The sequence below is a fragment of the Novosphingobium aureum genome (genome assembly GCF_015865035.1).
Classification (GTDB): Bacteria; Pseudomonadota; Alphaproteobacteria; order Sphingomonadales; family Sphingomonadaceae; genus Novosphingobium; species Novosphingobium aureum.
Window position 1 is genome coordinate 252,092 of the sequence record NZ_JADZGI010000004.1, and the last position, 24,898, is coordinate 276,989.

19 protein-coding genes and 1 tRNA gene are annotated in these 24,898 nt (G+C 65.6%); 8 read left to right on the forward strand and 12 right to left on the reverse strand.

From position 1 onward, the window contains the following. Positions 1-139: 139 nt before the first annotated feature. The 5 genes from I5E68_RS18205 (at position 140) to I5E68_RS18225 (ending at position 10,422) form a co-directional block, all read left to right on the forward strand. On the forward strand, positions 140-2,389 hold the full coding sequence (locus I5E68_RS18205) for a WD40/YVTN/BNR-like repeat-containing protein (RefSeq protein WP_228727324.1): 2,250 nt from the start codon (positions 140-142) through the stop codon (positions 2,387-2,389). Further along, positions 2,386-4,017, forward strand: a complete 1,632-nt coding sequence (locus I5E68_RS18210; RefSeq protein ID WP_370463790.1) for a DUF5597 domain-containing protein — start codon at positions 2,386-2,388, stop codon at positions 4,015-4,017. The genes I5E68_RS18205 and I5E68_RS18210 overlap by 4 nt, the downstream gene beginning before the upstream one ends. Before the next feature lie 43 nt (positions 4,018-4,060). Further along, positions 4,061-6,943 (forward strand): glycoside hydrolase family 31 protein, encoded by a 2,883-nt coding sequence (locus I5E68_RS18215; protein WP_197166831.1) that lies wholly within the window; start codon positions 4,061-4,063, stop codon positions 6,941-6,943. Between the two features lie 124 nt (positions 6,944-7,067). Then, positions 7,068-8,750 carry an alpha-L-fucosidase gene (locus I5E68_RS18220; RefSeq protein ID WP_197166832.1) on the forward strand — a complete coding sequence of 561 codons (1,683 nt, stop codon included), beginning with the start codon at positions 7,068-7,070 and terminating at the stop codon, positions 8,748-8,750. 40 nt (positions 8,751-8,790) lie between these two features. Next, positions 8,791-10,422, forward strand: a complete 1,632-nt coding sequence (locus tag I5E68_RS18225; protein ID WP_228727325.1) for a DUF5597 domain-containing protein — start codon at positions 8,791-8,793, stop codon at positions 10,420-10,422. 18 nt (positions 10,423-10,440) lie between these two features. Here I5E68_RS18225 and I5E68_RS18230 read toward each other — a convergent pair whose 3' ends face one another. The 3 genes from I5E68_RS18230 to pdeM form a co-directional block, all read right to left on the reverse strand. Continuing rightward, complete coding sequence (locus I5E68_RS18230) at positions 10,441-11,205, reverse strand: EF-hand domain-containing protein (protein ID WP_197166834.1); 765 nt, start codon at positions 11,203-11,205, stop codon at positions 10,441-10,443. Positions 11,206-11,342: 137 nt separating this feature from the next. Then, positions 11,343-11,864: a translation initiation factor IF-3 gene (gene infC / locus I5E68_RS18235; protein ID WP_197166836.1), complete on the reverse strand. Its 522-nt coding sequence runs from the start codon at positions 11,862-11,864 to the stop codon at positions 11,343-11,345. A gap of 166 nt (positions 11,865-12,030) precedes the next feature. After that, on the reverse strand, positions 12,031-12,723 hold the full coding sequence (pdeM, locus tag I5E68_RS18240) for a ligase-associated DNA damage response endonuclease PdeM (RefSeq protein ID WP_197166838.1): 693 nt from the start codon (positions 12,721-12,723) through the stop codon (positions 12,031-12,033). A 60-nt stretch (positions 12,724-12,783) separates the two neighbouring features. On the opposite strand from pdeM, the gene hemF reads away from it, so the two are divergent. After that, entirely contained in the window at positions 12,784-13,647 is an 864-nt protein-coding gene (hemF, locus tag I5E68_RS18245) for an oxygen-dependent coproporphyrinogen oxidase (protein WP_197166840.1), read from the forward strand. 39 nt (positions 13,648-13,686) lie between these two features. Here hemF and I5E68_RS18250 read toward each other — a convergent pair whose 3' ends face one another. The 4 genes from I5E68_RS18250 to I5E68_RS18265 form a co-directional block, all read right to left on the reverse strand. Beyond that, positions 13,687-14,079, reverse strand: a complete 393-nt coding sequence (locus I5E68_RS18250) for a hypothetical protein (RefSeq protein ID WP_197166842.1) — start codon at positions 14,077-14,079, stop codon at positions 13,687-13,689. Between the two features lie 163 nt (positions 14,080-14,242). Beyond that, a complete protein-coding gene (locus I5E68_RS18255; protein WP_197166844.1) occupies positions 14,243-15,871 on the reverse strand; it encodes an alkaline phosphatase D family protein in 1,629 nt (542 codons plus the stop codon). A gap of 79 nt (positions 15,872-15,950) precedes the next feature. Then, entirely contained in the window at positions 15,951-18,245 is a 2,295-nt protein-coding gene (locus I5E68_RS18260; RefSeq protein WP_197166846.1) for a TonB-dependent receptor, read from the reverse strand. A 184-nt stretch (positions 18,246-18,429) separates the two neighbouring features. Continuing rightward, on the reverse strand, positions 18,430-18,945 hold the full coding sequence (locus tag I5E68_RS18265; RefSeq protein ID WP_197166848.1) for a PilZ domain-containing protein: 516 nt from the start codon (positions 18,943-18,945) through the stop codon (positions 18,430-18,432). Between the two features lie 350 nt (positions 18,946-19,295). Here I5E68_RS18265 and I5E68_RS18270 point away from each other — a divergent pair, with 350 nt between their 5' ends. Then, positions 19,296-21,389 carry a RelA/SpoT family protein gene (locus I5E68_RS18270; RefSeq protein WP_197166850.1) on the forward strand — a complete coding sequence of 698 codons (2,094 nt, stop codon included), beginning with the start codon at positions 19,296-19,298 and terminating at the stop codon, positions 21,387-21,389. Positions 21,390-21,391: 2 nt separating this feature from the next. On the opposite strand, the gene I5E68_RS18275 is transcribed toward I5E68_RS18270, so the two are convergent. Then, positions 21,392-21,709, reverse strand: a complete 318-nt coding sequence (locus I5E68_RS18275; RefSeq protein ID WP_197166853.1) for a DUF1905 domain-containing protein — start codon at positions 21,707-21,709, stop codon at positions 21,392-21,394. A 10-nt stretch (positions 21,710-21,719) separates the two neighbouring features. Then, positions 21,720-22,673 (reverse strand): peptidylprolyl isomerase, encoded by a 954-nt coding sequence (locus I5E68_RS18280; RefSeq protein ID WP_197166855.1) that lies wholly within the window; start codon positions 22,671-22,673, stop codon positions 21,720-21,722. A 76-nt stretch (positions 22,674-22,749) separates the two neighbouring features. Between I5E68_RS18280 and I5E68_RS18285 the strand changes: the two genes are divergently transcribed. Next, positions 22,750-22,840 (forward strand) — tRNA-Ser (locus I5E68_RS18285). A gap of 165 nt (positions 22,841-23,005) precedes the next feature. Here the strand turns inward: I5E68_RS18285 and I5E68_RS18290 are convergent. From I5E68_RS18290 to I5E68_RS18300, 3 genes are all read right to left on the reverse strand, one after another. Continuing rightward, a complete protein-coding gene (locus I5E68_RS18290; RefSeq protein WP_197166857.1) occupies positions 23,006-24,187 on the reverse strand; it encodes a tyrosine-type recombinase/integrase in 1,182 nt (393 codons plus the stop codon). A gap of 2 nt (positions 24,188-24,189) precedes the next feature. Continuing rightward, complete coding sequence (locus I5E68_RS18295; protein WP_197166860.1) at positions 24,190-24,477, reverse strand: hypothetical protein; 288 nt, start codon at positions 24,475-24,477, stop codon at positions 24,190-24,192. 164 nt (positions 24,478-24,641) lie between these two features. After that, positions 24,642-24,812 carry a helix-turn-helix domain-containing protein gene (locus I5E68_RS18300; protein WP_197166862.1) on the reverse strand — a complete coding sequence of 57 codons (171 nt, stop codon included), beginning with the start codon at positions 24,810-24,812 and terminating at the stop codon, positions 24,642-24,644. Positions 24,813-24,898: the final 86 nt, after the last annotated feature.

Genomic DNA, 24,898 nt, shown 5'->3' on the forward strand with positions numbered 1-24,898 from the left:
ATTCCCCTCCACAGGTGTTAGCGTTATCTATAAACCGCAAGCCAGCGTCAAGACGCGACTTTGGGAGCGGGGCGAATCGAGCCCGTCCACGACGGAGAGAGGGGAGAGAATGGCCTTCACGGGGGCATCCGGAAAAGCATTGTCTGCGCTCACATCGGCCGTGGCGATCGTCGCTGCGTTGCCATCGAGCGTGCAGGCATCCGGTGCACCTGTCGAGCGCCAGTCAGCCTCCGCATCCGTTGCATATGACTGGCAGGGCGTGCGCGTCGGCGGTGGCGGTTTCACGCCGGGCGTGATCTTCAGCCCTGTCGAGCAGGGGCTGGCCTGGCTGCGCAGCGACATGGGCGGCGCCTACCGCTGGGACGCGGCGATGCAGCGCTGGCTGCCGCTGATGGACCATGTTTCCGAAGGCAGCTTCATGGGCATCGAGAGTCTGGCTGCCGATCCGCTCGATGCGGGCACGGTCTATCTCGCTGCTGGCATGCACTGGTCCGCACCTGCCGCGATTCTGCGCTCGACCGATTATGGCAGGACATGGCGCACCACGCGCGTGCCCTTCGCTATGGGCGGCAACGAGAATGGGCGCGGCATGGGCGAACGGCTCGCCATCGATCCCTTCGATCATGAGCGTCTGTTCTACGGTTCGCGCCATCAGGGGCTGTGGGCGAGCGAGGACGCGGGAGCCAGCTGGCACCGCGCCGAAAGTTTTCCGGTTGCAGGGCTCGGCCTGCCCGAGGGGCGGCGCGAGACCCACGGCGGCTTGTCCTGGGTCGTCTTCGATCCGCGCCATGAAGGGCGCGTCTTTGTCGGCAGTACCGATCCGGGTGTGCGCCAGGTGTTCCGCTCTGACGACGGTGGCACAAGCTGGCAGGCGATCCCGGGCGGGCCCGGAGACGACGGCCTGCTCCCGGTCAAGGCCGCGCTCGGCAGTGACGGCGTGCTGACCGTGACCTGGTGCGATGGCATCGGCCCCAATGGCATCACCCGCGGCGCGGTCTGGCGCTACGACAGCGGTGCGCAGACCTGGCTCGACGTGACCCCGCTCAAGGGTGGCGATGCGCCTGTCGGTGGCTACATGGGCGTCGCCGTCTCGGCGCAGGACCCCAGGTACATCGCCGTCAGTACCGTCGATCGCGGTGACCCGGTCGATACCGTCTGGCTCTCGCGCGACGGCGGGACGCACTGGGACCCCTTGTGGAAGCGCTCGGTGCGCGACGTTTCGGCAACGCCCTTCCTCGACTTCGGGGGCAAGGCCAATTTCGGGCACTGGATCGCGGGGCTCGCCATCGATCCTTTCGACAAGAGCCACGCCGCCTACGTCACTGGCGCCACGGTCTACGCCACCGACGAGCTCGCCAGGCCGGACACGATGCACTGGAAGCCCTGGACGCGGGGGATCGAGCAGACCGCGATCATCACGCTCACCAGCCCGACCGGCGGTGCGCATCTCGTCTCGGGTTTTGGCGATATCGGCGGGTTCCGGCACGACGACTTCACCGTCTCGCCCACGACGCAGCACGTGAACCCGTTCCTGTCGAACACCAATACGCTCGACTACGCAGGTCTGGCGCCGCAGGTCATGGTCCGCTCGGGCAACACCCATGCGCGCGTGGTGCCCGACACCTCGCTCGCCTATTCGCTCGACGGGGCGAGCAGCTGGACGCCGCTGCGCCTGCCAGCAGGCACGCCGAGCGGCGCCGGCAAGCCTTTGCCCGAGGCCACCGGCGATGCCGCGATAACGGTGAGCGCGGACGGCGAGAGCTTCCTTGTCGAGGCAGGTACGCCGCTCGTGACCCGCGATCGCGGCGCAAGCTGGCAGGCGGTCGAAGGGCTGCCATCGCGTTCGCGCGTCACGGCCGACAAGCGCGATGCCACGCGTTTTTATGCGCTCGACTTCGCGCGCGGTTATCTCGTACGCAGCGACGATGGCGGCGCCAGCTTCCAGCGCGTTGCCGGGCGCGGACTGCCTGCAGACCTGAGCGCTGCGCGCTCGACCAACCGCGAGGCACCGCCGCCCCTCCTTGCCGAACCGGCGCGCGCCGGGGCCTTGTGGCTCAACCTCGGCGGAGACCTGTGGCACAGCGAGGATGCGGGCGAGACCTGGACGCGTACCGGGCAGGGCATTGCGATCGAGCGCTATGGTCTGGGCAAGCCCGCGAAGGACGCTCTCGAGCCTGCACTCTACGCGCTGGGCACCAAGGCTGGTCTGCGCGCGATCTGGCGCTCGCTCGACGGCGGGGCGCAGTGGCAGCGCATCAACGACGACGCGCACCAGTGGGGCATGCGCATCCGCGTGATTTCAGGGGACCCGCGCCTGTTCGGGCGGGTCTACATCGGAACCGATGGCCGGGGCATCGTCTATGGCGATCCGGCGGAGGGAGAGGAATGAAAAAGACCGCATTGATCGCGTCGCTGGCGATGGCCGCCAGTGTCTTCGCACAGGCACCCGCATGGGCGGCGGGTAGTACCTTGCCGCGTATCGAAAGCAAGGGTGGCAAGCACGCGCTGATCGTCGATGGCGAGCCTTACCTGATGCTCGGAGCACAGGCCAACAACTCGAGCAACTATCCGGACATGCTCGATGCGGTCTGGCCGGTGCTCGAGGCGATGCATGCCAATACGCTCGAGATCCCGGTTGCGTGGGAGCAGGTCGAGCCGGTCGAGGGCAAGTTCGACTTCACTTACCTGCAGGCGCTGCTCGATGCCGCGCGCGCCCACGACAAGCGCGTGGTGCTGTTGTGGTTCGGCACCTGGAAGAACACCAGCCCGAGCTACACGCCGGCCTGGGTCAAGCTCGACAACAAGCGCTTCCCGCGCATGAAGGCGCCCGACGGCTCGGACCACTACGTGCTGACGCCGCTGTCGCAAAGCACGCTCGATGCCGACCGCCGCGCCTTCGTGAAGGTCATGGAATTCTTGCGCGACCACGATCAGCAGAACACCGTGATCATGGTCCAGCCCGAGAACGAGACCGGTTCCTATCGCGTGCCGCGCGATTATTCGGCGGCCGCGGACAAGCTCTTCGCGCAGAAGATCCCGGCGGTGCTGGCGAAGAAGACGGGCAAGTCGGGCACCTGGGAGCAGGCTTTCGGCAAGCAGGCCCCGCGCGCCTTCCAGACCTGGCACGTTGCGCATTTCGTCAACGAGGTCGCCAAGGCGGGCCGCGCGGTCAAGGACCTGCCGATGTACGTCAATGCCTCGCTTGCAGGGCCCTCGAACGTGCCCGATCCGACCGGTGTCGCCAGCGGCGGTCCGCAGTGGGACGTGCTCGACATCTGGAAGGCGGCCGCGCCCGACATCGACTTCGCCGGACCCGACATCTACGACCGCGACAGCGCCAACATCGTTGCCTACCTCGACAAGTACAACCGCGCGGACAACGCGCTGATGGTGCCCGAGATCGGCAACGCCAAGGAATTCGCGCGCTTCTTCTGGCCGACCATCGGCAAGGGCGGGATCGGCTTTGCACCCTTCGGCATGGATGCGACCGGTTTCTACAACTACCCGCTCGGTGCGCGTGCGCTCGACGAGGAGACGATGGGGGCCTTCGCGCTGCCCTACGCGACGCTCGAACCGATCATGCGCGACTGGGCGAAGATCGCCTTCACCCGCCCGATCTGGGGCGCGGCCAAGCCCGACGACGGCGCGGCGCGCGAGACGGTGATGGGCAAGTGGAAGATCAGTGCCGACTGGGGCCAGTGGCAGTTCGGCGAGAAGGACTGGACCTGGCTGCCTTCCGAGCCGCCCGAATGGGCCGATGAGCCGGTGGGCGGTCTCGCCGTGGCGCAGCTCTCGGACACCGAATACCTCGTCATGGGCGATCACGTGCGCGTGAGGTTCAGCCCCGCGAACGGCGAGACCAACGGCGTCGTCCTCTCGGTCGAGGAAGGCACCTTCGAGGACGGCAAGTGGGTCACCTCGCGCGTGTGGAACGGCGATCAGACCGATTACGGCATCAATCTCATCGACAGGCCGCAGGTGCTCAAGGTCACCACCGGCTTCTATTCATCCAAGTAAGCTCGGTTAGAGCGATCAGGCCGCAAGGGCAGGGGATAAGACCATGAAGTTTCTGAAATTGTCAGCATTGCTCGCGGGTTCCGCGCTGTGCTCGGTGCCCGCGCTTGCGGCCAGTGTCGAGAAGGTCGATGGCGGTGTCGTCGTCACGCCCGATAGCGGTCCCTCCGACAAGGTGAGCGTCACGCTGCACGGCGATGGCATCTTCCACGTCGTCGCTCACGCAAAGGGGCTCAAGGCACCTGCGGCCAATGCCAGCCTGATGGCGCCCAACCCGCCCAAGGCCGGAGCCTTCACCGTCAGCGACCAGAACGGCTACGTCTACATCAGCGCCGCCAAGGCGGTCGCGGCGATCGACAAGGCCTCGGGCCAGGTGCGCTTCTACGATGCCAAGGGTCAGGAACTGCTCGCCGAATCCGCCCCGACCGCGTTCACCCAGACCTCGGCCGACGGCAAGCCCTACGTCACCGTCTCGCAGCAGTTCAACCGCGGCACCGACGAGGGCCTCTACGGTCTGGGCCAGCACCAGCAGGCGGTCATGGACTTCAACGGCAAGGACGTCGAACTTGCCCAGCACAACATGGACATCGGCACCCCCTTCGTCGTCTCGACGAAGAACTACGGGTTGCTCTGGGACAACGAGAGCATCACCCGCTTCGGCAACCCGATGCCCTACAAGCTGGTCGGTGAAGCCGATGGCCTGAAGGTAACCTCGGACGGCAAGCCGGGCTTCAAGGCGCAGTACTTCCTCGACGGCAAGCTCGCGGTCGAACAGACCGAAGCCTCGATCGACTACCAGTACATCGAGGATCAGGCCAAGTGGCCCGAGGCCGCCAAGGCCAAGACCGAGGCTGCAACCGAGGGCCAGAACACCGCCGGCAACGCGGTGCAGACGCAGACCGTGGTCTGGACCGGCACGGTGCACCCGGACAAGACCGGCGTGCAGCAGTTCCAGCTCTACGGCTCGAGCTACTTCAAGGTCTACGTCGACGGCAAGCTGGTGCTCGATCGCTGGCGCCAGAACTGGAACCCCTGGTACGCCGATTTCGAAGTGCCGATGACCGCGGGCAAGCCTGCTGAGATCCGCATCGAGTGGGAGCCCAACGCGGGCTACATGGCGCTGCTCCACAAGGACCCGATGCCCGAGGCGGACCGTCACTCGGTCTGGTTCACCAGCGAGGTCGCGCGCGACAAGGACTACTGGTTCATCCCCGGCAAGGACATGGACGGCGTGATCGCGGGCTATCGCCAGCTTACCGGCAAGTCGGAAATGATGCCCAAGTGGGTCTACGGCTTCTGGCAGTCGCGCCAGCGCTACGAAGATACCGACCAACTGCTCGACGTGCTGCACACCTATCGCCAGCTCAACTACCCGATCGACAACATCGTGCTCGACTGGCGCTACTGGAAGGACGACGCCTGGGGCAGCCACGATTTCGACGAGACGCGCTTCCCCGATCCCAAGGCGATGGTGGACGACGTTCACAAGAACAACGCCGAGATCATGATCTCGGTCTGGCCCAAGTTCTATCCCACGACCGACAACTACAAGGAACTCGATGCCGCAGGCGCGATGTACCACGGCAACGTCGAGCAGGGGAACAAGGACTGGGTTGGCGTTGGCTACCTCAACTCGTTCTACGATCCCTATTCGCCCAAGGGGCGCGAGATCTTCTGGGACCAGATCGAAAAGAAGATCGCGGTCAAGGGCTTCGATGCCTGGTGGGCCGACGCTTCGGAGCCCGACCTGCACTCGAACCTCTCGATCGAGAAGCGCATCGACACGATGGGCCCGACGGCGGCTGGCCCTGCGGCGGAGTTCTTCAACTCCTACCCGCTGATGAACGCGCAGTCGTTCTATGACGGCTGGCGTTCCTACAAGCCCAACGTGCGCCCGTTTCTGCTTACGCGTTCGGGCTTTGCCGGGCTCCAGCGCTACAGCTCGGCCGTGTGGTCGGGCGACGTCGCGACGCGCTGGTACGACCTCGAGGCACAGATCTCGGCGGGCGTGAACACCGCGATGTCGGGCTTTGCGAACTGGACCCACGACATCGGCGGCTTCTCGGTCGAGCCGCGCTGGACCGTGGAGAACCCGACGCCGGAAGACCTTGCCGAGTGGCAGGAGCTGAACTTGCGCTGGTTCCAGTTCGGCGCCTTCAGTTCGCTGTTCCGCAGCCATGGCGAATACCCCTACCGCGAGATCTTCGAGATCGCGCCTGAAGGGTCCGACATGCGTGCCTCGATGGTGTGGTACGACAAGCTGCGCTACCGCCTCATGCCCTACATCTACACGCTTGGCGCCGACACCTACATGAAGGACGGTTCGATCATGCGCGGCATGGTCATGGACTTCCCGAATGACGCCAAGGCGCGCAAGATCAACGACCAGTTCCTGTTCGGCAAGGCCTTCCTCGTCGCTCCGGTGGCCGAGTACCAGGCTCACGAGCGCGATGTATGGTTCCCGGGCCAGGGCGTGACCTGGTACGACTTCGAGAGCGGCAAGACCTATCAGGGCGGCACGTCCGCCACGGTCCCTGCACCTGCCGAGCGCATGCCGCTGTTCGTTCGGGCAGGCTCGATCGTGCCGATGGGCCCGGTCATCCAGTACGTCGACGAGAAGCCCGAGGCTCCCGTCACGCTGGTGATCTACACCGGTGCCGACGGGTCGTTCTCGCTCTACAACGATGACGGACGCACCGAGAGCTACAAGACCGGCGCCTACGAGCGCATGCCGATCGCTTACGACGATGCCACCGGCACCGTCAGCATCGGCGCGCGCGAGGGCAAGGGCTACGAGGGCATGCCCAAGTCGCGCAAGGTCCGCATCAAGTGGATCGCGCCCGGCCAGAGCGTGGCCGAGGAAACCGGATTCGACGTCGAGACGACGTGGACCGGCAAGGCGCTGCAGGTGAAACACCCGCAGCGCTGACGGACCGGCCTGTCCCGCCCTCCTCCTCCAAACAAGGCGGGGCAGGCCTGTCTTCCCATTTTTCAACGGGCTGTGCGGACATAGCGGTCCGAAAACGATAACGGAACAGGCGGAGAGTGCCGAGATGAGACAGTTTACCCCGGATCGGCGCGGATTCATCGCGGCAACGCTTGCAGGCGGACTGACCGGCGGCGTCTCTAGCCGTGCACTTGCCGCTGCCGGCACCATGGCGCCGGGCGCGGTATCCTCGGGCGCGATCGCTACCGGCCCGGTAGAGCCGAGCTGGAATTCGCTCGTCGCCAACTACCGCTATCCCGACTGGTTCCGCGACGCCAAGTTCGGCATCTGGTCGCACTGGGGGCCGCAGTCGGTACCCGAGCAGGGCGACTGGTACGGGCGCTTCATGTACATGCAGGGCCACCCGATGTACGAGCATCACCTGAGGACTTACGGCCACCCCGCCGATACCGGGATGATGGAGGTCCAGAACAAGTGGACGGCGGACAAGTGGGACCCCGAGGCGCTGATGGACCGCTTCGTCAAGGCGGGCGCGAAGTACTTCGTCAGCCTTGCCTGCCACCACGACAATCTCGACTGCTACGATTCCGCGCACCACGATTGGAACTCGCTGCGGGTTGGCCCTAGGCGCGATGTCGTCGGCACCTGGGAGAAAGTGGCGCGCAAGGCCGGCCTCAAGTTCGGCGTCTCGAACCACACCTCGCATGCCTGGCACTGGTACCAGCCCGCCTATGCCTACGATCCCGAAGGGCCGCGCAAGGGCGAACGCTACGACGCCTATCGGCTGAGCAAGGCCGACGGCAAGGGCAAGTGGTGGGAGGGCCTCGATCCGCAGGCGCTCTATACCGGACGCTACGCGGTCGCGCCCGATGGCATCGACACCATCGAGGCGATGAACGAATGGCACGATAAGAACGATGGCCAGTGGGTCGAGACGATCCCGCCCGGCGGCGAGGATTTCGCGCGAGAGTGGCTGCTGCGCCAGATCGATCTCGTCACCAAGTACAAGCCCGACTTCTGCTACATGGACAACCACGAGTTGCCCTTCGGCCAGTACGGTCTTGCGGCGGCTGCGGACTACTACAACCGCTCGATTGAATGGCACGGCAAGATCGACGTGGTACTGACCGGCAAGCAGCTCAAGCCCCATGCCCGCTTCGGGCTGGTGCAGGACGTCGAGCGCGGCTTCACCGACCATCTCTGGGACGAGCCCTGGCAGACCGACACCTGCATCGGCGACTGGTTCTACAACCGCGCACGTTTCACCGACAAGTCCTACGTTCCCGCCGAGGCGGTGGTCCAGCGCCTCGCCGACGTCGTCTCGAAGAACGGCAACCTGCTGCTCTCGGTACCCCAGCGCGGTGACGGTACAATCGATGCCGAGGAAGAGAAGATCCTCGACGACCTCGCGCGCTGGTTCGCGGTCAACGGCGATGCCGTTTATGGCTCGCGCCCCTGGCACATCTACGGCGAGGGGCCGACCGAGCTGCAGGTCGGCATGCAGAACGAAGGCGGCTTCAAGGGCTTTGGCCCGGGCGACGTGCGCTTCACCACCAAGGACGGCGCGCTCTACATGTTCGTGCTCGCACGGCCCGAAGGCGCGCTTTCGGTGCGCTCGCTCGGCCATCGGGCGATGGCACGCGCGGGCAAGGGCCGCATCGAGCGCGCGACGATGCTCGGCGGCGGCGAGGTCGCGATGCGCCAGACCGGTGATGCTACCGCGTTCGACATTCCGCAAGGCGCGCTCTTCGTGCCGGTGATCCGCCTCGAGGGCCGGGGCCTCGTCTGAGCGGCGAGGCAAGAACGTGAATATGGGAGAGACAGGACATATGACGCGCAGACTGCGCCCGATGCTGGCTTCTGTGGCAGCCGTGACGTCGCTTCTGGCGGGCAGCCCCGCAGCCCTTGCTGGTGAAATTCCGCATATCGCCGAGAAGGACGGTCGCCACGCGCTGATGGTCGATGGCGCACCGTTCCTGATGCTCGGCGCGCAGGCCAACAACTCCAGTTCGTGGCCCGCCGCCTTGCCCGAGGTATGGCCGGCGATGAAGGCCATGCACGTCAACATGCTCGAGATTCCGGTCGGCTGGGAACAGGTTGAGCCGGTCGAGGGGCAGTTCGACTTTGCCATCGTCGACACCCTGCTCGAACAGGCGCGCGCGCATGACGTGCGGCTGGTTCTCCTGTGGTTCGCGACCTGGAAGAACACCAATCCGCAGTACACCCCGCGCTGGGTCAAGCTCGACAACGACCGCTTCCCGCGCATGCGCAAGCCAGACGGCACGCTGCACTACGCGCTCTCTCCCCATGGCGAGGAGACACTCAAGGCCGATGCGCGCGCCTTTTCACGCCTGATGCGCCATCTTGCCGAGGTCGATCCCGAGAATACGGTGATCATGGTGCAGGTCGAGAACGAGCCGGGCTCCTATGGCCTTGCCCGCGACCATTCGCGTGAGGCCGATGCCCTGTTCGCGGGGCAGGTGCCCGCAGCGCTGCGCAAGCGGACCGGCAAGGGCGCGGGCACCTGGCGCGACCTCTACGGGCGCGATGCCGAGCTCTACTTCCAGACCTGGCACCTCGCGCGCTACATCGACACCGTCGCGGCGGCGGGCAAGGCGGAGAAGGCACTGCCGATGTACGCCAATGCCGCGCTGACCGGCTCGCCTTTCGAGTGGCAGGACCCCAACACCTATGCGAGCGGCGGTCCGGCGAACACGGTGGTCGACGTCTACAAGGCCGCGGCTCCCAACCTCGACCTCGTCGCGCCCGACATCTACACGACCGAGCACGCCCGGTACCTGGGCTTCCTCGACAAGTACGATCGCAAGGACAATGCGCTGTTCGTGCCCGAGACCGGCCATGCGCGCGACTATGCCCGTTTCTTCTTCGAGGCGATGGGGCGCGGCGCGATCGGATGGTCGCCCTTCGGGATCGATCGCTTGCGCTATCTGCCCAGCTATCCGGTCACCTCCAAGCTCAACGACGAGGCGCTGGTCCCGTTCTCGGCCAACTATGCGCTGTTCGAGAACATGGACCGGCTCTGGGCCCGGCTGGCCTTCGCGGGCAAGACCTGGGGCGCGGCGGAACCCGAGGACCCCGAGCAGGGCCACGAGCAGGTTCTCGCACTCGGCAAATACGCGGCCAAGATCAGCTACGGGCGCGGCGACTGGGGAATGTCCGAGGCGAAGGGCAATGACTGGCCCAAGGGCGGCGTCGCCATCGCCGAGATCGCACCCGACGAATACCTCGTCACCGGCCACTTCGCGCGCGTCGATTTCGCCATGGCCTATCCCAAGAGCGCCAACCTGATCCTCGACCGGGTCGAGCAGGGTCACTACGACGAGAAGGGCCAGTGGATCTTCGAGCGCGTCTGGAACGGCGATCAGGTCGACTGGGGGCTCAACTTCACCGCCGCCAACCAGGTGCTCCACGTCAGGCTTTCCAGCTACCCGATCCGCTGAGCTGGTGCCGCCACAAGCTCACGCTCCGCCACAGGTCTGGCCCGGAGGGCAGGGCGGGGGACCGCCTGCACCGCCGCCCGGTCCACCTGCTCGACCGGGCCCTTGCTTTTCGCCGTCGCGCGGGCGCAGCTCGTCCATCGAGAGCGCGCCGTCGCCGTTCTTGTCCGCCGCCTCGAAACGCTTGGCTTCGTAAGCGAGCAATTCCTCGAGCGAGAGCCCGGCGTCGTAATTGGTGTTGGCAGCCGCGATCACGGTACCGCTCAGCGGTTCGATCAGGTCGAGAAGCGCGAAGGCGTTGTCGCCCTTTACCCCGGGCGCGAGGGCATCGGTGATGATCGCGGCGCGCGCGCCCATGGCGGCACGCTCGTCGCTGGCTGCCGAACCCATGCTGCTTTGCCAGGCGACGAATTCGGCCTGCGAGATCATCTTGTCGCCGTCGCTGTCGAGTGCCGCGAAGCGCTCGAGGATGACCGCCTCGCGCCGCGCCGCGATGACCGCGCGCAGTTCGTCGAGGGTGACGATGCCGTTGCGGTCGGCATCGCCGGCTTCGAACATAGTAGCGACGATCTTGTCGTAGGCGTGACGTTTGACCGGCTTGGGGGCGCGGGGCTTGCCGCCACCCGGACCGCTGCCGGGGGCGCCCGGGCCACCGGGACCGCCGCCCCCGCCCATGCCACTTCCGCCCATGCCCCCGCCTCCCATGCCGCCGGGCATGCTCTGGGCGAGGACGAGGGGAGACTGGACGAGCAGCATGGCCGCGAGAACGAGAGAAATCTTGCGCATGCCGCACGCCCTGCCTGCCGCGCGTCGCGGGCATATTTCAGCCTTGTCGCAAGTTGTATCCCCGTTGCGAATGCAAGAAGGGCGCCCCTTGCGGGAGCGCCCTTCCTGGTTCTTGCGATGAAGACGTGCTGCAGCGCTTACTTGGGCGCGAGCACCATCAGCATCTGGCGGCCTTCCATGCGCGGATAGGCTTCCACCTTGGCGATCTCGGCGCAGTCGTCCTGGACGCGGCGCAGCAGGTTCATGCCCAGCTGCTGGTGCGAGAGTTCGCGGCCGCGGAAACGCAGGGTTACCTTGACCTTGTCGCCATCCCCGATGAAGCGGTGGATGTTGCGCATCTTCACGTCATAGTCATGATCGTCGATGTTCGGACGCATTTTGATCTCTTTGATCTCCTGCGTCTTCTGCGTCTTGCGCGCGGCGTTGGCCTTCTTCTGCGCCTCGTAGCGGAACTTGCCGACATCGAGGAACTTGCACACCGGCGGATCGGCGTTGGGCGATACCTCGACGAGGTCGAGGCCGACGTCGGCAGCGCGTTCGATCGCGTCACGCGTCGACAGCACGCCGATGTTCTCGCCGTTCTCGTCGATTACGCGGACCTTGTCGGCCTGAATGAACTTGTTGTAGCGCGGTCCGCTCTTGACCGGTGGCGCCATCATGCGCCGGGGTGGGGGTGCTATAAGCGTTCTCCTGAGTCGTTACAGAATAGTCGTGCGAATTCGGGGCTCATTAATGCGAATCGGCCTCGCACGCAAAGTGCGATTTTCACGTTTTTTCGCGATGTGCCCCGGCCGGTCTCACCAGCCTTGCCCACCATATGGGTATTCAGGCCGCGTTTCGCCAGAGGGGATAGCGCAGAAGCCTGCCCTTGGCGGGCAGGACCGCGTCGATTGCAGCGGCAGGTTGCAGCGCCGAGACGATGGCAGGGTCGCCCGCGTCCATCCCGCCGGTCAGCGCGCCATAGGCAGGCAGGATCATGCGGGTGTCGCTGACCACGCCGCAGGCCCTTGCGATACGGCGACCGCGCGCGGTTACCGTGAGGCGCGGATGAAAGTGGCCCGAAAGCTCGGGCGCGCGCGAGCCGCGCTTCGCCTCGTGGCGCAGCATGACGCCGCCAAGTTCCAGTTCCTCGAGGCAGGTGCCGCCTGCGCTCTCACCCAGATGCGGATCGTGGTTGCCTGTGATCCAGACCCAGTCGAGCGCGCGCACCAGCGCATCGAGCATGCCTGCAGCGTGAGGCTCGAGCCGCGCCGGTCCTTCGCTGTCGTGGAAGTTGTCGCCGAGCGCGAAGACGCGTCGCGCACCGGTCATGCGCACTGCCCGCGCGAGACGCTCGAGCGTCTCGCGGCTGTCGTAGGGCGGCAGCATCTGGCCGCCGCGCGCATAGTGGCTGGCTTTTTCGAGGTGCAGGTCGGCTACCAGCAGCGCATGCTCGCGCGGCCAGTACAGCGCGCCGGGCCGACCGCGCTCGCCTTCGAGGAGGACGAGTTCGTGCGTGCAGAACGAAAAGGGAACCATGGCTTTTCCTTGCCGTAGCCGCCCCGATTTGGCAAGCGCCGGTCGTATGAGGACATCGATATGACCGACTGGAGCCCTTACACCATCCGCGCCGCTGCCTGGTTCGAATCCTTGCGCGATGCGATCTGCGCGGAATTCGAGGCAATCGAGCGCGAGGCCGGGTCCGAGGCAGCCTTCACCTACACCGACTGGAAGCGCGAAGGTGTGGGCGGCGAGGACGAGGAAACCGGCGGTGGCACGCGCGGAGTGATGAAGGGGCGCGTCTTCGAGAAGGTCGGGGTCAACATCTCGACCGTCCACGGTGCCTTCGCCCAGGAATTTGCCGGTTCGATCAACGGCGCCTCTGCCGACCAGCCGCAGTTCTCGGCGACCGGGATCAGCCTCGTCGCGCACATGGCGAACCCGCACGTGCCTGCGGTGCACATGAACACGCGCTTCCTGACCACCACTAAGGCCTGGTTCGGCGGTGGCGGAGACCTCAACCCGCCGATCCCCTACGAAGAGGATACCGCCGAGTTCCACGCGGCCTTCAAGGCGGCATGCGATGCCCATGGCCCCGATTACTACGAGCGCTTCAAGGCCTGGGCGGACGACTACTTCTATATCCCCCACCGCCAGGTCCACCGCGGCGTGGGCGGGATCTTTTACGATCACCTCGAATGCCCCGACGAGGCGGGCTGGGAGGCCAACTTCGCCTTCACGCAGGCGGTCGGGCGCGCGTTCCTCGATGTCTTCCCGCGCCTCGTGCGAAAGCGCATGGGGATGGACTTTACCCCCGCCGACAAGTCGCAGCAGCTCGAATGGCGCGGCCGCTATGCCGAGTTCAACCTCGTCTATGACCGTGGCACGCTGTTCGGCCTCAAGACCGGCGGCAACATCGACGCGATCCTGATGAGCCTGCCGCCCGAGGCGACCTGGAGCTGACCGGGGTGGGCGGGCCGCGCCGGTTCGCGCCGCGCCCGGTCAGGCTTCGCGGTAGTAGGACTGCGGGGCAGAGGCGTCCTGCACCTCGTAGGCGAACCATGTCGCGCCCGCATGGTCGTATACCTGCACCGCGCCGTTCTCGACCCTTGCGGTGAAGTGCGTTGCCGAGGCCCGGTCGTAGCCGGTGACCTCGCCATTCTCGAGGGCGAACGAGATCCACGTGCGCTCCTTGGCAACGAGGATATCGGGCAGCGTTCCCCCGAACTTGGTGCCGCTCTCGGCATCGACGCCTTGCACGGCATTGTCGCGCGCCTCGGCGGCGACGCGCAGGTCGCGCGCGGCGGTGTGGTCGTAGAGGCCGGCGACCTTCTTTCCGGTGACGAGGGCGAAGGCGGTCGCGGCGACGATCGCGCGGGTGTGGGGGGCTAGCATGCGCGCACTTGGCACCCGGAGCGGGGCGGGATCAAGCGCGATCTATCGCTTGCGCCGCTATGGCTCGCGGCTCTGCGCGCTCGGCAGGTGAGGAGAACGAGGAGGGTGCAGGTCACGCCCCCGACGTGCCCTGCACCCGCCCTGTCCGAAAACCCGTTCCCCGTCAGGCCTCGGCGAAGCGTCGCGTGCCCCACGCGACGCTTCGGCTTTCGTCGCTCGCGCGCGTGTCGCCGCGCGTGGTGACGCTTTCCATGAAGTGCCAGGTGCCGCGCACCGTCTCGTTCGTCAGTTCGAGCGATACGTAGCCGCGCCGGCTGGTGTCGCACAGCGAGAGGCCGGCGTTGGCCTCCTGGATCGCCCGGGCGAGCAGCTTGGGATCGGTGCCGGGCAGGTAGGTCTCGAAGCCGGGCGAAGTGACCGAGTGCCCCGCATATTCGACCCCGACGGGCGCACCCTCGAGGCTGAGGTTCTGGCCCCAAGCATTGTGGCTGTCGCCCGAGAGCACGACGAGATTGGCCTCGGCCTCTCGCGAAGCGCGCAGCAGGCGTTCGCGCGCGGCGGGATAGCCGTCCCACGAATCCATGTTGTAGGGCAGGCCGAGCTTGGCCGCCGCGGCGATTGCGGTCAGCGCCTGCCTGGCCTTGGCGGGTACGTCGGCGGTTACGAGGTCAGCGAGTTGTGCGGGCGCCTTGAGCGGCCCCATCACGATCTGCTGCGCAAGCACCTGCCAGCGCGTACCCGCTTTCGCCGACGCGCGGATGCCCTCGTTCAGCCACTGCTCCTGCTTCATGCCCATGACGGTGCGCTGAGGGTCCTGCCAGGCGCCGTCGCGGAAAGTGGCAAGCGAGCGGGCGACGTCGGCGGGGCCGTTGGCAAGCATCGCCTTGCCGAGGTCGAGCTGTTCGACACGGCCGGTGACGCGCGTTTCGGGACGGAACAGGGTCGCCAGCGAACCGATCTGGAAGCTGTTGTAGGGCGTGTCGGAGACCGGCATCCACTCGCGGTAGACGCGCTCGGCGATGGCCTTGCGCGCGGCCCATGACCCTTCGCTCTCGCTCTGGTGGTTCTCGGCGCCGTCCTTCCAGGCATCGTTCGCGAGCTCGTGGTCGTCCCACTGCGCCAGCACCGGAAAGCGCTGGTGCAGCAGTTGCAGGTCCGGGTCGGCGCGGTAGGCGGCGTAGCGCAGGCGATAGTCGGCGAGCGTCAGGATCTCGTGGTCGGGCGCGAGATGGCGTCCGGGCACGGGCACCTCGGGATAAGTGCCGGGGCCGTATTCGTAGATGTAGTCGCCGACGTGGACGAGCAGATCGAGGTCTTGGCGCGCAGCGGCGTGGCGGTACGCGTTGAACCAGCCATAAGGCAGGTTCGAGCACGAGAAGAGGCCAATGCCGAAGCGCGCGCAATCGGCGGTGGGCAGCGTGCGGGTGCGCCCGGTCGCGCTGGTCGTGCCGTCCGGGGCGATGAAGCGGAAGAAGTACCAGCTGTTGGGTTCGAGCCCGTCGACGGTGATCTTGGCGCAGCAGTCGTGGCTGGGCGAGGCGACGACCTCACCGCCCGATACGACTTGCGTGAAGGCCTGGTCACGCGCGACTTCGGCGCGCAGCGTGGTGTCGCCCGCCGCAGCATAGCGTGTCCACAAGAGGACGGAGCTGCCCGAGGGTTCGCCGCTCGCAACGCCATGGGTGAAGCCGCGCGCGGTGAGGATCGCGGCGACGCCGGGGGTCGCCAGCGCGGCAAGGCCGAGGGTGCCTGCCTTGAGCAGCAGGCGGCGGTCGAGGTCGAGGAGGGGCATGGCTGGGGAGGGCCTTCCTTGCATCGGGCAAAGGGAAGGGGCCGGGAAACCAAAGTCCCCCGGCCCCTCGTCGGTCTGGTCAGAAGCGTGCCTTGACCTGCACGCCGTAAGTGCGCGGCTCGGCAGGGATGAAGGTCGGGTGCCCGAAGGCGCCGCCGGTGTTGCCCGCATCGAGGAGGTAGCGTTCGTCGAAGAGGTTACGCGCCCAGCCCGCGATCTCGTACTGGCCGTTGGCGAAGGTCACGCCGCCGCGCAGGTTGGCAAGCGTCACGCCCGGCTGGCTGATCGCCTCGGTGTTGGGCGTCTCGAAGTAGATCTTCGAGCGGTAGGTGACGCTGGGCGAGAGGAACAGGCCGACGGTTTCGGTCACCGGGGCGTCGATGATGAGGCCTGCCGCTGCCTGCCACTCGGGCTGGAGGCGGAAACGCGATCCGGCAAGGTTGCCGTTCTCCGGATCGTCGTCGATGCCACCGTCGATCCAGCCGCCGTTGGCGTAGGCGCGCAGCCAGGAGGTCGGCTTGATCTCAACCTCTGCCTCGACACCCAGATTGCTGGCCGAGCCCGCGCTCACCGTGCGCGCGTTGCCGCCCGCTTCGATCACGGTAACCTGAAAGTCGGTGTACTGCTGGTAGTAGACGCCGAGCGAGCCGGAGAAGATGCCGCTCGCCAGCTTCACGCCGCCCTCGTAGTTCCACACGGTCTCGTTGCCGACCTCGTTGGTACCCGCATAGCGTGCGCCGGTGTCGGCATCGGTGAGCGTGGTCACCTGGACCGAGGGCGAACGGCGCCCCTTGGAGACGGTGGCGTAGAGATTGACCGCGTCGGTCACGCGCAGCAGCGCGTTGAAGCGCGGCAGGAACGCAGCATAGCTGCGGTCGGCGTAGACCACTTCACCATCGGTGTTGGCGTAGGGCAGCAGCGGCTGGCCGTAGATCGGGGCGACCGGCTGATAGGTCGAATAGCCCGAGCGGCGCTGCTCGATGAGGACGCGCGCGCCGGCGTTGATTTCGAGCGCCGGGGTCGGGATCCAGGTCGCCTCGCCGAACATCGACCAGGACTGGTTGCGGCCTTCGTTCTGGAACCAGCTGGCATAGGGCGCGCTGTCGATCAGGCCGCCAGTGGCAAGGCCGGTGGCGAGCGCGGCGGGCACGGAATTGTCGGGCGCGACGCAGCCAAGGCCGGGGATGATGTTCGCCGTGCACTGCAGGTAAGTGCCGACTTCGCTGGAGAAGGGCACGTACTGGCGCGTGTCCTCGATCATGTAGTTCCAGCCGAAGTGGGCGCGCCACGCATCGTCCGAATAGGCGAAGCGGCCCTCGTGGCTGAACTGCCAGCCGTCAGCCTGTTCGGCGAATTCCAGATAGGAGGCGGCCGAACCATCGGCGTCGAAGACTTCCAGCGAATCGAAGTCGCGGTAGCCGTTGACGGTGGTGAAGCTCCAGCCGTCCGCGAAGTCCCAGTTGAACGTGAAGTTGACGTCGTAGACGTCACGGTCGAGGCCCAGCTTGTCCTTGCCCAGGACTTCCTGCGAATTGGGCGAGCCGCCCAGGTACGCATCGCCGTAGACGTCGTTCACCGCGGTCGAGCCGAGCGTGCGCGAGAGGAACGGCGTGCCCGAGTTGCGCTGGCGGTCGTAGGTGAAGACGAGGTCCGCGGTGATGTCCGGGGTGGGGGTGAAGCGCAGCGATCCGCGCACGCCCAGCGTGTTGATGCCGTAGAGGTCGTCCTGGTCGGGCGCGAGGTTCTTCACGTAGCCGTCGCGGTTCTTGTACTTGAACGCGACGCGGCCCGCGATCATGTCGTTGCCCGCGTTCAGGAAGCCGCCCGCTTCGTAATAGTCATAGTTGCCGTAGCCACCCGAGAGCTCGGCCGAGAAGCCGGGCTTGGGCTTGGCCGAAACCATCGAGATCGCGCCCACGGTCGAGGCAGTGCCGAACAGGGTCGCCTGCGGGCCCTTGACGACCTCGATGCGCTCCATGTCGTAGATGCCCTGGTAGGCCCCGCGCGAACGCGAGATGTCGACGCCGTTGTAGTAGAGCGTGACGCGCGCGGCGTCCTGCGCCGAGCCGCTGTCCGAAGTGATGCCGCGGATCACGATGCCCGGGTTGTTGGCGCTCTGCTCCTGGATGTTGAGGCCGGGAACGTAGGCGGAAAGCTCGTCCAGCTCGGAGACGCCGATTTCCTCCATGCGCTCGCCCGAAAGCGCGCTGAGGGTCACGGGCACGTCTGCGGCGCGCTGCTCGAACTTCTGCGTCGTGACGATGATCGCGCCCTCGTCAGTGGGCGCAGCGTCGTCTGCCGCGTATGCCAGGTTCGAGAAGGCCAGGAACGAGGAGCCGGCGGCGAGGCCCGCGAGGATCGTGCGGATATTCAAGTTGTACCCCTGCTTTGGAATTTGCGTCCCGGCATCGGGCCGCTCGCAGGGCTCCTAGACCCGGAATATTACCGATCAAGGTCCTCGGGGTGAAACTATGATGTCCGCTCGATGACAGCGATCTGACGAAATCCGTGTCGAGGCGGTGCAATGCCCGCGGCGGCACCGCCCGATCGTGGTATCGTCAGACACAGAATTGCAGGCTGTCAGGGTGACGCCCCGCGCCGTAGCGCTCCTCGATTCGCCAATCGAGCGTTTCGGCGAGCGCGGCATTGCGCCGCATGGTCGAGCGGCCCAGTTCGCCGATGTCCAGTTCCTCGACAAGCTCGACGCCGCAGCTCTGCGCGTCGACCCAGCGCACCCGGCCTCGGTGTTCGCGCAGCTTGTGACCTTTGCCCTGCGCACCGGCGGCCTGCGTGAGCGTGATGGTGATGGCCGCGCCGGGGCGGGGCAGGGGATCGTGCGCGGCGATACACATGCCGGTGCGCGAGACATTGCGCACGATCACGTCCTGCTCGGGCACCCCTCTGCCACGCATCGTCGCGCCGATCAGCGTGCGACGTCGCGGCGCGCGGGGCGGATGAAGGTCACCGCTGCGTCGTCCTTCGCGTTCGCGCAAGTGCGCCGCGTCGCCGGACCTGTCGTGCGAGGTCGCGACGAAGGGTTCTTCTGGTCCCGCGCGGTTGTGCATGCTCGCCATGGTCTCGCTCCTCCTCGGCTCCGCCGTGGCGGGCCTTCTCTCGTGCTCTCTTGCAGGTAGTGCCGCGATGGGACGTGGCACGCCGGGGATCATGCAGCTGGAAACTGTCTTTTGTGTCAGGCGATATTGCGGAGCAGCAACTTCCCGCAGGCTTAACGCAGCCCTCTGGGCAATCCCCGGAAAATCGATTGCAACGGGCCTTTTCCGCCTTCGGTGGGCCGCCGGACCTCGGAATCGGCCCCTGCGGCTGGGCTCTGGGCGGTGTTAACGATGCAATCGGCGTAAAAAGGCGTGCTCCGGCAGCGTGCCCCCTTGCCGAGACGCGGAAAATGTTCACATGACACCAGGACATGCTGCGCCAGTACGAACTCGTCGAACGCGTCAAGGAATACGCACCCGAGGCCGATGAGGCCCTGCTCAACCGTGCCTACGTCTATACTGTGCAGAAGCACGGGACGCAGAAGCGGGCGAGTGGCGACCCCTATTTCAGCCATCCGGTCGAGGTCGCTGGCCTGATGACCGAGCTCAAGCTCGATCAGCAGACGATCATTACCGCGCTGCTCCACGATACCGTCGAGGACACGCTTGCCACCGTCGACGAGATCGAGAAGCTGTTCGGGGCCGACGTCGCGCGACTGGTCGACGGCGTCACCAAGCTCTCGAAGATCGAGGTGATGACCGAGAACGAGCGCGCGGCGGAGAACCTGCGCAAGTTCCTGCTGGCGATGAGCGAGGACTTGCGCGTGCTGCTCGTCAAGCTCGCCGACCGCCTGCACAACATGCGCACGCTGCACTTCATCTCGAAGCCCGAGAAGCGCCAGCGTATCGCGCGCGAAACCATGGATATCTACGCCCCGCTGGCCGAGCGGGTGGGCATGTACGAATACATGCGCGAGATGCAGTTGCTCGCCTTCGAACAGCTCGAGCCCGAGGGCTATGCCACGATAACCGGGCGCCTCGCGCAGATCCGCAGCCAGGAAGGCGGGCAGGTCGACGCGATCGCGCTCGCCATCAAGCAGGCGCTGGCCGAGGCGGGGGTGAGCGTCGAGGTCACGGGGCGCGAGAAGCACCCCTATTCGATCTGGCGCAAGATGAACGAGCGCCACGTCTCTTTCGAGCAGATCACCGACATCATGGCGTTCCGGGTGCTTACCGATAATGCCGACGACTGCTATCGCGCGCTCGGCGTGCTGCACCGCCACTGGCAGATGATCCCCGGGCGCTTCAAGGACTACCTCTCGACGCCCAAGTCGAACGGCTACCAGTCGCTCCACACCGCGCTCATCTACGAGAATTCGATGCGCATGGAAGTGCAGATCCGCACCAGGGAGATGCACCGGCTCAACGAGTTCGGCCTCGCCGCGCACTGGGCCTACAAGCAGGGTGGCTCGCGGCCCGACGGGCAGGTCGGCTGGCTGCGCGACCTGATCGAGATCGTCGACACCACGCACGACGCCGAGGAACTGCTCGAGAACACCAAGCTCGCGATCTATCAGGACCGCATTTTCGCCTTCACGCCCAAGGGTGCGCTGCACCAGTTGCCGAAGGGTTCGACCGCGGTCGACTTCGCCTATGCGGTGCACACCGATCTCGGACACACCGCGGTGGGCGCCAAGATCAACGGGCGCCACGTGCCGCTGCGCACCCGGCTCAACAACGGCGACGTGATCGAGGTGATCAAGAGCGAGGGTGCCGAACCCCAGCTCTCCTGGCTCGGTTTCGTGATCACCGGCAAGGCCCGCGCCGCGATCCGCCGTGCGGTGCGCGCCAAGGAGCGCGCCGAGGTCGCCGAGATCGGCTCCAAGCTGTTCGACGAGATCGCCAGCCGGCTGCCCCAGCGCATCGGCAAGAAGGCCGTTTCCGCAGCGACCGAACGACTGGGCATGCGCGACGAGGAAGACTTCATGTTCGCGATCGGCGCCGCGCAGCTCAGCGACCGCGAAGTGATGGAAGCGCTGGTTCCCGGCAGCACCGCGATGATGCCCGAGGACCCGGACTGGACGCGCACTGAGAAGGCGATCTCGATCAAGGGGCTGACGCCGGGCATGGGCTTCGAACTGGCCAAGTGCTGCCACCCGGTTCCGGGTGATCGCATCGTCGGTCTGCGTCGTCCCGATCACAAGGTCGAGGTTCACACCATCGATTGCCTGACGCTCGCAAACGGTGTCGATGCCGACTGGCTCGACCTGTCCTGGGGGTCGCGCACCACCGGCGCGACCGGACGGCTGCGTCTCGTGCTCTACAACCGTCCGGGCACGTTGGCCGAAGTGACGCAGGTCTTCGCCAGCGCCCATGCCAACGTGGCCTCGCTCAACATGGTCCAGCGCGACGATCCCTTCGGCACCTACGAAGTGGAACTCGAAGTGGCCGACCTCGCTCACCTCACCCGCATCATCGCCGCCTTGCGGGCCAGTGCGGCGATCACCGACGCCGAGCGTATCTGAGCCTAGAAGCTGATTTCAAGGTGGACTTCGTCACCCTCGGCGAGCCCTTGCGCCTTGCGTACCGAGGCCTTGACCGGGAGCAGCCAGCCGCCCTCTGCCTTGCTGGGAAAGACCGAGGTGGCAAAGCGGGTTTCGCCGATGCGCACACGCACTTTCAGCGATCCGAAGCCGCGCGAGAGGCCTTCCAGCCTTCGCATCGCAGCCGTTGCACTCAGCGTCTCGGCACTCTCACCGGTGATGGAGACGAAGAACCAGTTTCCGCCATTGGCACCGCCGGTCCAGCGCCACAAGCGGGCTGAATGCGTCAGCCTCTCGGTCACGGTGAGCCGCCTATGAGGATGCCTGGCGGATCGGTACGGGCACGTTGCAGATGTCGACGCCGCCCGCGGGGACGTCGTAGAAGCCGTCCTTGCGGTTGGCCCGCGAGGCCCGGTAGCGCGCGAAACTCGCACTGTCTGTTGCGAGGTATTCGAAACCGGGAAGGTTGGCGACTTCGTTGCCCAGCTGCACCGAGAGGATCGGCGTGCGATCCGCCTCGCTGGTGTAGAAGCCCATGATGCCGGGGCCGCGCGGCAGCGAGGAGAGGTGCTCCATGCCTGCGATCACCCTGCCCACGACCGCGATGTTACGGTCGAGCTGGCGCGGGGCCTGACCGATCACGGCATAGAGTTCCGCGCCGGTTCCCGTGTCCGGCGACATGCTGCGCCCGACACCGACAGTGCCATAGCAGTGAATGGGCCAGGAGGCCTTTTCGTCTCCGGCGATCGGCCAGCCTGCGACGAAGCCGGTACGTGCGGCATAGGCATCGGCATTGGCGCCATTGACGTCTTCGGGCAGCGCGCTGGCGGCGGCGGTATAGTCACCGGGCGCAAGGACTTCCAGGCGACCGGGCAAGGGCTTGGCGCGGGCCGTGTCGCCGTTGGTATCGGGCGCCTCGTCTTCGGAATTGGGATCGCCCCACTGCACGACGTAGTTGTCCTGGACGCGCACCACCGCGATGCCGTCGTACCAGCGCGCGGCAACCAGCTTGCGCATGTTTTCGGTCCAGCCTTGCGAGAAGGGCGCAGGGATAAGCTGGATCACCACTCGGCGCGCCTTCCCGGCTGCATCGGGGGCAAGATCCATGACCATCAGGTCAGCCGGATCAATCGGTTTCCAGTCGGAAGCCGGTGCCGCCGCGACGACGCCATTGGGCGTGACCGCGGCTTCTTGTGCATGGAGGCCGAGCGGAAGCAGCGGGCCGGCGAGCAGGGCGGGCAGCAAGCCCTTCGAGAAAATGCGCATGGCGCGACGATGGCACGATCTCCCCGCTTGCGAAAGCCATCAGTACCCGCTAGGGGCACGCGCTCACCAGCGATGCGGAGCGGTGGCCGAGTGGTCGAAGGCGCACGCCTGGAAAGTGTGTATACGGTAACCCCGTATCGAGGGTTCGAATCCCTCCCGCTCCGCCATTTCCCTGATCGTCGATGTTCGCGATTGTCCGCTAAAGGGCAGATTTACGCGGTTTTTAGCCTGAAGGTGCTCGGGGGCATTCGGCGCTGAGCGGGGGTAACCGCGACCTCCTTTTAGGGTCGGGCTTAGGGTCGTCCCCGCTCAGGCCGGCTATGTTGGAGCCGTCAGTCTGCCGTCGAGTTCTGGCTGATCAGGTAGTCCGACCACAGCTCCATCAGCTTACGCCGCTTTTCGAGTGCGTCGCCCCGGCGGTAGGCGCGCTCGACTTCGTTGCCGACTTCATGTGCCAGCGCCATCTCTGCGATCTCGCGGGGGACTTCAGTGCATTCACCGCACCAATCACGAAACGACGAGCGAAAGCCGTGCACGGTCACGTCCGAGATTTCCATGCGGCGTAGCAGCATCAGCATAGCCATATCTGAGAACGGCTTCTCGTTCGATTGGCCGGGGAACAGATATGTCGCATGGCTGTGGAGGGATTCGAGCAGATCGATTACCTGCGGGGTCAGGGGAATACGATGTTCCTTGCCCGCCTTCATGCGTTCGGCTGGGATAGTCCACACTCGCCCCTCGATGTCGAACTCACTCCACGTAGCGTTGAGTACCTCCGACGTCCGCGTGGCGGTGTGGATCAGCAGTTCCAATGCTCTTGCGGCAGCGCCTGCCCGGCACTGCAAGTCAGCCAGGAACTTTGGCAACGTGGCATATGACATCGCCGGCTGGTGGCGCTTTGGCCCCTTCCGCTGCTTGCCAAGCACGTGTTCAAGGTTTCCTCGCCAGGTCGCGGGGTTATGTCCCGTTCGCAGACCAAGGACGGTGGCGGCACCGAGAACCCGTTCGATCCGTCCACGCACACGCTTCGCGGTCTCAGGCTTCGTGTGCCAGATGGGCTTAAGGATATTCTGCACGGCGCTGACCTCGATTTTATCAACGGGTGTGTCCCAGATTGCCTTCGCGTAGGTGCGCAAGGTGTTGCGCCACTGCTGCCGGTGCTTGGGGTTTTTCCACCCAGCTTCTTGATTGGCGATGTAGTCGAGTGCGACAGTTCCGAACGTGTTTGGTTGGTTCTGCGCTGCAACGGTTGGCTTGGCCACAATCGGATTCACACCACGCCTGACCATCGTGTAAGCCTCGTGGCGCTTGGCTCGAGCTTCTTGGAGACTGACTTCGGGATACGGCCCAAGACCCTTCTGTCGGCGCCGACCCTCAAAGCTGAAGATGTAAGTCCACCGCTTGGTGCCGGTCTTGCCGACCTCAAGGTAAAGGCGTTCGCCATCGGGATGAAGTCCAGGCTCCGACAGGCTCTTCACTTTCGCGGCCGTGAGGATATTTGTTTTGCGAGCCACTGTCAGTCTGCCGAGATCTTGTCGTTGACAGGAAGTGTGCCCTCGCGAATGTCGTTGGCTGCGCAAGAACACTTCCGGTGTTGGTGCGGAAGCCGTCGCGCATCGCTCAGCTTCGCAAATGGCGACATGCCGAACACAATGATGTCGAAGTCGCTGTCGAGCGAGGGCTGCATCGACCAAACCTCGGATCCCCTGAGAAAGATCGCGAGATAGCGTCCTACGTCGCAGTGAAGCGAAGTGGTGTTTGCGCAGGGATGCGCAACGGAGGTGGAGTGTTGCGGGATGGGCATCGTCGTCCTTCCAGTAATGTCGGTGTTCTGGGCGGAATGGCTGCAGACGAACGGCTGAGGGGGCGGAGCAGTGGCTCGACCCACCTCGCAGGGAGCAGCGAGATCAACGATTTGGAGAACAGAATGCGAATTGAGATTGAGAAAGTGAGGGTGCTACGGATCTCTTAGTGCTGGCTTTCCTGAAACCGCATCAGTTCCTTGTGGGGGATGCGTCGGGCGGCTCCAACCGTGATGTAGCGGATCATGTCCGTGCTCATCATGTCGTACATCTTGGTGCGACCGATGCTGAGCAATTCGCAGCACTCGTTGATGGTGTAGAGCTTGGCGGCGTTCAACTTCGTACTCCTTCATGTTGATGAGGAGCTGCCCATCTATGGGCACGATCGGACTTCGCCAAGCACTCTAAGACAGTCTATCCTGG